Origin of the sequence: Candidatus Effluviviaceae Genus V sp. (assembly GCA_014728125.1) — a bacterium.
Lineage (GTDB): Bacteria > Joyebacterota > Joyebacteria > Joyebacterales > Joyebacteraceae > WJMD01.
Genome location: WJMD01000009.1, coordinates 1 through 10461 on the forward strand (window position 1 = coordinate 1; position 10461 = coordinate 10461).

At 67.7% G+C, this 10461-nt stretch carries 9 protein-coding genes; all 9 read left to right on the top strand.

Translation table 11 applies throughout. The features are described 5' to 3' along the window. The first annotated feature begins 1 nt into the window (after position 1). Entirely contained in the window at positions 2-421 is a 420-nt protein-coding gene (locus GF405_00500) for a hypothetical protein (GenBank protein ID MBD3366634.1), read from the top strand. A 362-nt stretch (positions 422-783) separates the two neighbouring features. Next, complete coding sequence (locus GF405_00505; GenBank protein MBD3366635.1) at positions 784-1809, top strand: hypothetical protein; 1026 nt, start codon at positions 784-786, stop codon at positions 1807-1809. Positions 1810-1841: 32 nt separating this feature from the next. Continuing rightward, complete coding sequence (locus GF405_00510) at positions 1842-4094, top strand: hypothetical protein (GenBank protein MBD3366636.1); 2253 nt, start codon at positions 1842-1844, stop codon at positions 4092-4094. Next, positions 4091-5239 carry a UDP-N-acetylglucosamine 2-epimerase (non-hydrolyzing) gene (locus GF405_00515; protein ID MBD3366637.1) on the top strand — a complete coding sequence of 383 codons (1149 nt, stop codon included), beginning with the start codon at positions 4091-4093 and terminating at the stop codon, positions 5237-5239. Before GF405_00510 ends, GF405_00515 begins: the two co-directional genes overlap by 4 nt. Further along, positions 5239-6024, top strand: coding sequence for a glycosyltransferase (locus tag GF405_00520; protein ID MBD3366638.1), 786 nt, complete (start codon positions 5239-5241; stop codon positions 6022-6024). The genes GF405_00515 and GF405_00520 overlap by 1 nt, the downstream gene beginning before the upstream one ends. 13 nt (positions 6025-6037) lie before the next feature. Then, positions 6038-6397: an EamA family transporter gene (locus GF405_00525; GenBank protein ID MBD3366639.1), complete on the top strand. Its 360-nt coding sequence runs from the start codon at positions 6038-6040 to the stop codon at positions 6395-6397. A gap of 31 nt (positions 6398-6428) precedes the next feature. After that, positions 6429-8228, top strand: a complete 1800-nt coding sequence (locus tag GF405_00530) for a hypothetical protein (protein ID MBD3366640.1) — start codon at positions 6429-6431, stop codon at positions 8226-8228. Next, positions 8225-9703, top strand: a complete 1479-nt coding sequence (locus GF405_00535) for a hypothetical protein (protein ID MBD3366641.1) — start codon at positions 8225-8227, stop codon at positions 9701-9703. The genes GF405_00530 and GF405_00535 overlap by 4 nt, the downstream gene beginning before the upstream one ends. After that, the coding region (locus tag GF405_00540; GenBank protein MBD3366642.1) for a hypothetical protein at positions 9700-10461 on the top strand (762 nt) is incomplete at its 3' end. The genes GF405_00535 and GF405_00540, both read left to right, overlap by 4 nt.

The following is a 10461-nucleotide window of genomic DNA, read 5'->3' on the forward strand; positions in this document are numbered from 1 at the left end:
CCTGGCCGGGTCGTTCTCGGACCGCGTCCTGGTCGAGCCTTACGTCGAGGGAAGGGAGATGACCGTGGCGGTCCTCGGAGACGAGGCCCTTCCGGTCGTCGAGATCGCGCCGGAGAGCGGCTTCTACGACTACGAGAGCAAGTACCAGAAGGGCGCCACCGAGTACACGTGCCCGGCCGAGATCGGCGAAGCCCTCGCCGACGACCTCACGCGCCAGGCGCTGAAGGCGTTCCGGGTCCTCGGGTGCCGCGGGTACGCCCGGGTCGACTTCCGTGTCACGACAGACGGGGCGCCCACCTGCCTCGAGGTCAACACCGTTCCCGGCATGACCGAGACCAGCCTCGTGCCGATGGCCGCCCTGGCCCACGGTCTCGACTTCGGCCGGCTCGTCGAGAGGATCGCCTCCCTTGCCCTGAAATAGGGCATTCTCTGGCACATTCCGTGCATGGTGATGGACCGGGAGCCCCGTCAGGGCGGGTGTTCCCGGCTGGTGTTCAGACGCCGGTGCCCCGGCGGCCGGCTCGGTGTGTCCGGGCACGGCCAGGGAAAACGCCGTTCGTGCCCTGAGCAAGGGCGTTTCCGCGCCTTCTCGGCGGGTCGCGCCCGGGTCCGGAGGGCCCGACGGGGGGAGCGATTCGTGTTGACCGGACGTGCGGCTGCCTCTACCTTCCTAACTGACAGCGGCGCGCCGTGATGCGGCGCGCAAGGGGGGATGCGTGTCCCTGATGACGGCTGTGTATCGGGGACGGCGGAACCGAGTCGCACACCGGACTGGAGAACACGATGAGAAACCGAGGAACCACCGTTGGTGTCGTCGCCGCTCTGGTCGCGTGGGCGCTACTGTCCACAACGGCGCCGGCGCAGGACTCCGACTACGTCATCGGGCCGGGTGACGTCCTCTCGATCTCCGTGTGGCGACATCCGGAGCTCGACAGGAGCGTCGTCGTGCGGGCGAGTGGGCGCATCACGTTCCCGCCGGTCGGCGAGCTGACGGCGGCCGGCCAGTCACCGTCCGAGCTCGGGAGGGACCTCAGCCTCCGGCTCCGCGATTTCACGCGCGAGACGACCCAGGTGACGGTGGCGATCGAGCAGCACAACAGCAGGTCGATCTACGTGACCGGACAGGTGGCCGCGCCCGGTCGCTACAGCTTCGAGCGGATCCCGGACATCCTGCAGCTTCTGACCGAGAGCGGGGGCGCGCTGCCGAGCGCGGACCTGTCGAACGTCTCGATCATCAGGCCGACCATGACGGGCCCTGAGGTCATCACGGTCGACGTGGGCGCCTACATGCGCGGCCAGCGGCGGACGCCGCTGCCGGACCTGCGACCGGGCGACACGGTCGACGTCCCGTCCATCATCGGCGGGGGGGGCATGGGCGGTCCCGGCGTCGTCTACATCTTCGGCGAGGTGGGAGCCCCCGGCGCCTACCCGGCCGGCGACGGCATCGACCTCATGCAGCTCGTCTCGCTGGCGGGCGGAACGACACCGGCGGCCAGGCTCAACGAGGTCTCGGTCGTCATGGACGGGTCGCGCGGCGGTCAGGTGGTCGCCAAGGTGGACCTTGCCGGTGTCATCGAGCACGGCACGTCGGCGCCCTTCGAGCTTCAGGCGGGCGACCGTGTCTTCGTCCCGGAGGCGTCGACGAGCGTCGCGGGGCAGGTCCTGGGCGGCGTTACGACCGTGCTCAACTGGAGCCGGGACATCATGTCGGCCTATCTGCTGTACCTGACCATCGACCGCGAGGTCGACGATCGGGAGGCGAGGGACGAGGCCGCGGCGGCGGCCGCGGCGGCAGCGGCAACGAACTGATCCTCTGAACGAGGAACGTCTGCGAGGACGGAATGGCCCAACAGGACGCCACGGGTATCGATCTCAGAACGTACACGAAGGCCCTCCTGAGGAGGAAGTGGCTCGTCATCGTGCCGATCATCGCCGGCGCGCTGACCGGGTGGTTCATCGGTCGCGTGCTGCCTCCGGTCTACGAGGCATCGGCCACGGTCGTCGTGCACGGGCAAGAACGTCTCTCCGAACCGCTGGCGAGGCTCGTCGGCCGCTCGCCCATCGAGGAACAGCTGTCGAGACTGCAGGAGAAGGTCAAGAGCCGCTCGTTCCTCGTGGAGCTCGTCCGAACGCTCGACATGACGGACGACCCGGGCATCCGGGAGTGGGCCGAGGAGAAGCACGAGGACGACCCGTCCCTCACGGAGCAGGAGTACGCGGAGGCGCGCGCCGTCGAGTATCTCGAGCCGCGCATCGCCGTCGGACGGACCTCGTCGAACGGCTTCCAGATCGTCGTGCGGGATCTCGACCCCGAGCGCGCGATGATGCTGGCGCAGCACATCACCAACGCGTTCGTCAACGCCTCGAACCGAGAACAGCTCGAGCAGATCCGGGCCATTCACGACTTCAGCGTCGAGCAGCTGGTCATCTACAGACAGAAGCTCGACGAGGCGGAGGAACGCCTCCAGGAGTTTCAGCAGCAGCGCTACACGGGCGGCCGCGTCGAGAACCCGGTCACCTCGCAGAACGTCAACAGGGTCGATGTCCTCATCAGTCAGGCGTCGGTCGAGCAGACGCAGGCCGTCGAGCGGCTCGCCCGTCGGCGGACGGAGCTCCGCGAGCTCGCGGGTGATCGGTACGACGAGATCCAGGAGCTGGATTCCGAGGAGCTCGACTCGCTGGAGGACCAGCTCGCCGGTCTGGAGAGGCAGGTCGCCTCGGTGCTGGTCAGAACGACGGGCGAGGGGCCCGAGCTCACGACGCTGTCCGTCGGGGCCGCCGAGAAGAAGGACCAGGTCAGAGCCGAGGCGCGACGTCTCGTCCGGAGCGCCTTCCCCGACGCGTCCGAGGCCCTCGTCGAGGCGTTCGCCGACCTCAAGATCGTCGAGGTCGAGGAGCGTATGATCTCTGAGCGGGGGAGGATGCTGCGCCGGTTCATGTGGGAGTACACACAGGGACGCGCGACGGCGACCGAGCAGGAGCTCGAGCTCGAGCGTCTGAGACAGGAGGTCGAGAGCAACCGCGATCTCTACGAAGCGTTCCTCGAGCAGTCGGCCGCCGGTCAGATCACGGAGGCGCTCGAGGCGGCGCGCGCCGGTGGGCGCTTCGAGATCATCGAGCCGCCGTCCAGACCGACGTCGCCGGTGGCGCCGGACAAACTGATGATCATCGTGCTTTCGGTGCTGGGCGGTGTCGTCGTGGGTCTCGGACTCGTGCTGGCGGCGGAGCAGGGCGACTCTTCGTTCACGAGCGTCGACGACATCAAGCGCACCTTCGGCATGCCGATCCTCGGCACGGTGCCGGACGCCGACGTCTTCCGGGCGATCAAGGACGAGGAGCGCAGGGCGAGGAAGCGGGGTGTCAGGCGGACGGACGGGAACTCGAGCCTGCTTCAGGACCTTACGAAGGAGACGCCGGTCTCGTTCGAGTTCCGCCGCATGGCCCGCAAGCTCAAGTCGAAAAACGGCGGCGATATCCCCAGGAGCATCCTCGTTACGAGCGCCTACCGCGGGGAGGGCAAGACGACCGTCGCCGCCTGCCTCGCGGCCACGCTCGCGAAGCACTACGGCCGGTCGACCGTCATCGTCGACTGCGACCTGAGGAAGCCCCGGGTCCACCGGATCCTGGCCGTCGAGCGGAAACCCGGTATCTCGGACGCTCTCGAGCGGGGCAACCTGCTGGGCAGCGATGTCAAGCCGACGGTCTTCCCCAACCTCTTCGTCGTGCCGTGCGGCACGCGGCACGAGCAGCCGACGTGGCTCCTCGAGGCGTTCCCCGGCTCGCGCGTCATGACGGAGCTCCTTGAGCGCTTCGACCACGTGATCGTCGACACGGCTCCGAACGTCGCCGTGCCCGACGCGCTCCTCATCGGCGCGGAGCTGGACGCCGTCGTCTTCGTGCTGAAGGCGGGCGTCACGCCGCGCGAGGTCGTGTCCCGCGGCGTCGAGCTTCAGAGCGAGGAGAACGGGAACATCGTCGGGTTCGTCGTCAACAACATCGAACGCGTCCTCCCGTACTACTACGACTACAAGTACTACGGGTACGGACCGTCCGGTGAGGACGATGCCGACGAGCCGAGGCAGGAGCAGCTATGAAGGTCGTGAGCGTTTTCGGGACGCGTCCCGAGGCCATCAAGATGGCGCCGGTCGTCTCCGGGCTCTCGAGCTCAAAGGGGATCGACGGGCGCGTCTGTGTCACGGCCCAGCACCGGGAGATGCTCGACCAGGTGCTCGAGCTCTTCGGCATCACACCGGACGTCGACCTCGACATCATGACGAACGACCAGTCTCCGCGCGCCGTCACGGCGAGGGTTCTCGAGGGCGTCGACGGCGTCCTTGAGAACGAGCGGCCCGATCTCGTGCTCGTCCACGGCGACACGACGACGACCATGGCCGCCGCTCTGGCAGCGTTCTACAGGAAGATCCCCGTCGGGCACGTGGAGGCGGGACTCAGGACCCACGACCGCTACTATCCGTTCCCCGAGGAGATGAACCGCGTCCTGGCCGACGCGCTTTCGACACACCACTTCGCGCCGACCGCCGCGGCGCGCCGGAACCTGATCGACTCGGGCGTCGACCCCGAGAGCGTGGTGGTGACGGGCAACACCGTCATCGACGCGCTCCTGTCCACGGCGAACGACCCCGCGGCGCCCGGACACGGGCTCGAGCTCGAGGGCCGGGTCGTCCTGGTCACGGCGCACCGGCGGGAGAACTTCGGAGAGCCGCTCGCGAGCATCTGCCGCGCGCTCCGTGACGTTGTCAACCGGTTCGACGACGTCACGGTCGTCTACCCGGTCCATCTGAACCCGAGTGTGCAGCGGGTCGCGAGGGAGCTTCTGTCCGGTCACGACCGCATCCAGCTGATCGAGCCGATGCCGTACGGCCCGTTCGTCGGTCTCCTGAAGGCCTCGACGGTCGTCGTGACCGACTCCGGCGGCATCCAGGAGGAGGCGCCGTCGCTCGGGAAGCCGGTCCTCGTGCTTCGGAACGAGACGGAGCGACCCGAGGCGGTCGAGGCCGGCACGGTGCGGCTGGTCGGAACCGGGCGTGACAGGATCGTCGAGGAGCTCTCGCTCCTTCTGTCGGACGAGAACGCGTACCGGGGCATGGCGGCAGCGGTCAACCCGTACGGCGACGGGCGTGCCGCGGCCCGCATCGTCGCGGCCATCAGGTGGTCGTTCGGGCTCGCGAACGGAGAGAGGCCGGAGGAGTTCGTTCCGGCCGCGGGGAGAGTGGTCTGATGCTCGTGGTGCTGCTTCCGGCGTACAACGAGGCGTCGGCGCTGCCGCCGCTCCTGCCGAAGATCGCGTCCGCCCTCGACGGTGTCGAGGAGGACAGCACGGTGCTGCTCGTGGACGACGGGAGCACCGACGGGACCGCCGATGTTGCGCGGGCGACGGCCGACGAACACGGACTCGCGATCGAGATCGTGAGCCATGGGACGAACCGTGGGCTCGGATGCGCCCTCAGAACGGGGTTCGCCCGGGCGGCCGAGCTCGCCGGTCCCGACGGATACGTCGTGGCCATGGACACGGACGACACGCACGACCCCGGGCTGATCCCGCTGATGGTCGACCGGATCGACGACGGATACGACGTCGTCATCGCGTCGCGATACGCTCCCGGCGGCCGCGAGGTCGGGCTCTCGGGCACCAGGCGGTTCCTGAGCAGAGGGGCCAGCCTGCTGCTGACCCTCTTCTCGCCGGTCCGGGGCGCGCGGGACTACACGTGCGGATACCGTGCGTACAGCGGGACGATCCTCGGGCGGGCGCGTTCCGTCTGGGGCGAGGACTTCATCTCGGAGGAGGGGTTCGTCGCGTCGGCCGAGATCCTGCTGAAGCTGGGGAGACTCGGAGCACGCGTCGCGGAGGTGCCCCTGATCCTCAGATACGATCTCAAGGGCGGAGCCAGCAAGATGCGCGTCGGACGGACGATCGGCCGGTATCTCCGGCTCGTGACCGTCGGACGGCGCGCGCTCTCGAGCAGGCGTGGAGCGACCGGCGCGCACGGCGCCGCCGGACGTTGAGGAAGGAGCTTCTATGCGGGGCGTACCGCTTATCCTGATGGCCGTGCTCCTGGGAGCGACAGGACAGGTCATCATGAAGAAGGGCATGCAGATCTACGGCGAGGTCTCCGCGGTCAACGTCTGGAGCCAGCTCTTCAGGATCCTCAGCGTGCCCCAGGTACTTCTGGGGTTTGTCTGCTATGGCGTCAGCGCCGTTCTCTGGATCGCCGTCGTTTCGAACGTCGATCTCAGTCTCGCATACCCGATGGTCAGCCTCGCATATGTCGTCGTCTTTCTGGCGTCCTGGCTGTTCCTCGGTGAGCAGATCTCGGCGCTCAGGATCGCGGGGCTCGTGATCATCGTCGCCGGCGTGCTGGTCATCTCGCGCAGCTGACGGCAGGCGCCGGAGCGAACTGGAGGATTGGATGAGCAGGAGGTCCTGGAGCTGGGCGCTCGTGGCGATCATGGCGATCGCCGTGGTCCTGCGCTTCTGGAACATCGACTGGGGACTGCCGCATCCCTATCATCCCGACGAGGGGTCGATCCTGGTCCACTCCCTCGGTTTCGGAACCGGCGACCTCAACCCTCACTGGTTCAGGTGGCCGTCGCTGCTGATGTACGTCGTCTTCGCCCTCTACGGGTTCTACTACGTCATCGGCAGGGTCTTCGGGTTCCTCGGCGCCCCGGTCGATCTCGTGACGCAGTTCTTCACCGACGTGACTCCCTTCTGGCTCATCGGTCGGGCCGTCTCGGCCGTGGCGGGCGTCGTGACGGTCGGGCTGACCTGGCGTTTCGGCCGCAAGGCGTTCGGACCGTTCGCGGGGATCTCCGCCGCGCTTCTTCTCGCCGTCGTCTACCTCCACGTCAGGGATTCGCACTACGCGACGCCCGATGTGTTCACGACGTTCCTCGTGACGGCCTCCATGCTCTCCGCCCTCGCGGCCGCGCACAGCGGCAGGGGCGGCATGCTGGTTCTCTCCGGCCTCTTCGCCGGCCTCGCGGCGTCGGCGAAGTACCCGGGTGTACTGGCGGGCGCGGGCACAGTCGCCGCGGCCGTCTATCTCATGGTGACGGGACGAAGGGCCGCGGGAGCGCTCGTCGGGGCGATCCTCGCCGGCGCGTTCGGGTTCGTCGCCGGAACGCCCTACAGCGTCATCTCCTGGAGTGAGTTCACGCGCGATGTCGCGACGCAGTTCTTCATGGTCTCCCGCACGGGCGTGGCACAGATCCCGACTTCGTTCGGAGAGGGCATGGCTGAGCTCTTCGGCGGGACGCTGGGACGCGGCATCGGCTACCCGGTGCTCGCTCTCGCGGCGCTCGGGCTCCTGTCGTCGCTCGGCAGGGACCGGGGCGACGGGAGACGGCCCGGTGAGATCGCTCGTGAGCCCGCGGGGGTCGTCGTCGCGGGAAGCGTCGCGCTCGCGTACCTCCTCTTCGCGTTGTTTCTGACGGTCAAGCGTTCGACTTACATGACGCCGGCTCTCCCGGCGGTAGTCCTGCTCGCGGGTCTCGGGCTCCGACGGATCTTCGATCTGATCGAGCCGGCGCCCGAAAGACGATTCGGTTTCCTGCGGGCCGCCGCGCTCGTCGCAGCGGCCGTCGTGACGCTCCTGCCGACCCTCGAGTTCGTCCGGGTCATCGGTCTGCCGGATACGCGTACGGCCGCGAAGCACTGGATCGAGAACGAACTCAGGGCGGGATCCTCGGTGGCGGTCGAGACGTACGGTCCGCCGATCCATCCCCTGACGTCCCAGGTGCGGGAGGAACTCAGGCACGACACGACCGACGTCGATACGTGGGCCGAGACGAAGGACGAGATCGCCGGCGTCCGGCTCGCCGTGGCGTCGCAGCGGCTTCCGCAGTACTGGCGCTACACGATCGGCTGGGGCGAGGCACCGAACCGCCTGCCGGCCGCCGGCGAGGACCCCGAGGGGCTCATCCGGGAGCTCGAGAGGCACGGTATACGCTACGTCGTCGTCACGAGCAAGGCGGAGCCCGGGCGACCGATGGAGGGTGCCGCCCCACCGAACGCCTCCGTCGAGAGACCCTTCTACGAGTGGCTCTCGGAGAACGGGCTCCTGGCGAGACGCTTCAGGGCTCCGCGTCCGGTCCCGCCGATCGACCGCGGCGCGGGACGTTCGTTCCACAATCCGGTCATTGAGATCTTCGACCTCGAGGCGGTCGACAGAAGAGAGGGCGACGCGCGGGCGGAGGCTGTTTCGTGAGCGATCGCGAGCGACATACGCACGAGCGTACAGGCGGGCCGGTCGGCCGCGTTCCGGGCGAGGTGCCGGAGTACGGCTACGGATGGGTCGTCTACGTGCTCGGCGCGATACTCGCCGTCGGACTGGCCTACGTCATCTTCCAGCTGAACTACGTCTACGGGCAGGCACCGCACCGGATCATCAAGATCCTGATCGGACTCGCGCTCGTCGTCTTCGCCTTCTTCCGTCCCTGGTTCGCGCTCCACGCGTGGCTGCTGGCGATCCCCCTGGGGGAATGGCTGCCGTCGACCGGCATACCAGGCGTCAACGGCGCCTCGCTTCTGATCTTCATGCTCGTTCTGAGCTGGGTCGTGCCGAGGATGCTCGCGGGGGAGCGTGTTTTCACGCCGACCAGGATCGGACGGCCGCTGGCGGCGTACATCGCCGTGCTCGGCCTCGGCATCTTCGTGACGAGCGTCAGGGGTATGGAGGGTTTCGATCTGCGGTTCATGCTGAGCGTGCTCTGGCAGAGCTCGCTCGGCTTCTTCGCCTACTACGTCGTCGCCAACACCGTGCGGGACGAAAGGCAGACGAGGAACCTGCTGGTTACGCTGTCGATCGGGTGCGCGGTCGCCGGGGCGGTCGCCATCTGGCAGTTCACGATCACGCCCGATTACCGGCGCATCGCCGGGACGCTCGGGGACGTCAACGACCTGGGCGCCTACTTCGCCGTCGCGGGCTCGGCGATCGTCGCGCTCGTGTTCTCCTGGCGCGCGTTTCCCCGGTTCAAGCGGCTCCTGGTTTCGGTCTCAGCGGTCATCGCCTCGGTCTCCGTTCTGCTGCCGAAATCCCGCGGAGCGTACGTCGGCTTCGCCGCGGGCGCCGGAGCGCTGACGCTTCTGACGAGCAGGAAGCTCTTCATCGTCTTCCTGGTCGTGCTGGCCCTGAGCCCGCTCTGGGCGCCTGGGTTCGTTCGAGAGCGCGTCAGTGAGACGACCGTGGATTCCATCGAGGCGGGGCTCATAGGTGACTCGACCGACCGGCTCGATCCGTCGGCGGGAGTACGGCTCAGGATCTGGAGCATCGTCACACAGGAATTCACACGCCGGCCGTTCATAGGACACGGCTTCGGGTCGGTCCCGACGATGACCGAGGGCAGGCTCTCGAAGCCGTTCTCGGCGCACAGTCTGTACTTCGAGACGCTCGCCGACTCCGGGCTTCTCGGCATCATCGTGCTCGGGTGGCTCTTCGTGGCCTGCTTCAGAAGCGGCATCGAGCTCATGAGAGTGGGGACGACGCCGCTGGCGCGGGGCCTCTCGATCGGCTTCCTCGCGGCGACAGTCGCCCTCATCGTGGCAAACGTGTTCGGACAGCGGTTCACACACTCGACCATCGCCGGCACGTACTTCGTGCTGGCCGGGCTGGTCGACAGGAACATCCATCTGGAGAGACAGGGACGCTCCCGGGAAAGCGCGCACGGGGAGAACACATCATGAGACGGTTCTGCATGCTCGCGCTGGTCTGTCTGGTCGTGCTGACGTTCTGGAACGCGGGGTACGCGTACCAGGTGGCGAGCACCCATCCCAGACTTTTCTTCACTGCGGCCGATGTGCCGGGGCTCCGGTCGAAGTGCACCGGTCCCATGGCCTCGGACTACAACGACCTCAGGTCGTGGTGCGACAGCAACATGTCGGCGTCGCTCCCTCTCGGTTCGGCCGACGCGTATGAATGGCATCTGACGGCCATGAGCTTCGCCTGGCTCGTGAGCAACGAGAGCGCCTACGCGTCGAGGGCGCGAACGCTGGCCCTGAGCGGTATCTCGCAGGGGCTCGCGACGCAGCGTCCGTTCCTCAGGGCGCTCTCCGTGTACTACGACTGGTGTTATCCCGCTATCTCGTCGGGCGACCGGCGGACCGTCGGCACCGCGATCGCGGCCGGCGGCATGGACCACCTGACCGGGAACAACTGGGAGCAGATGACGAACTACCATTCGAAGCTCTCCCGGTTGAAGGAACTGGCGTACGCCGGTCTCGCGATCTACAGAGACGGCGTCGAAGATGCCGCCGCCGTCGAGCTGTGCGACGCCTTCAGGTATCACATGTACGATCCGAAGCACGCCCTCGCCTGCGTCGACGAGATCGGTGCGGACGGAGCATACTACGAGGGCGCCTACACGACGTCGGTCGTGGGGATGGGGTTCCGGGAGGCGTGCTGGCTGTGGGGCGTGGCGACGGACGAGGACCCGTTCGAGACG

Bases quoted from the DNA above. Each gene is read 5' to 3' on its own strand.
- GF405_00505 (MBD3366635.1), top strand. From the start codon at position 784: ATGAGAAACCGAGGAACCACCGTTGGTGTCGTCGCCGCTCTGGTCGCG.
- GF405_00510 (MBD3366636.1), top strand. From the start codon at position 1,842: ATGGCCCAACAGGACGCCACGGGTATCGATCTCAGAACGTACACGAAG.
- GF405_00515 (MBD3366637.1), top strand. From the start codon at position 4,091: ATGAAGGTCGTGAGCGTTTTCGGGACGCGTCCCGAGGCCATCAAGATG.
- GF405_00520 (MBD3366638.1), top strand. From the start codon at position 5,239: ATGCTCGTGGTGCTGCTTCCGGCGTACAACGAGGCGTCGGCGCTGCCG.
- GF405_00525 (MBD3366639.1), top strand. From the start codon at position 6,038: ATGCGGGGCGTACCGCTTATCCTGATGGCCGTGCTCCTGGGAGCGACA.
- GF405_00530 (MBD3366640.1), top strand. From the start codon at position 6,429: ATGAGCAGGAGGTCCTGGAGCTGGGCGCTCGTGGCGATCATGGCGATC.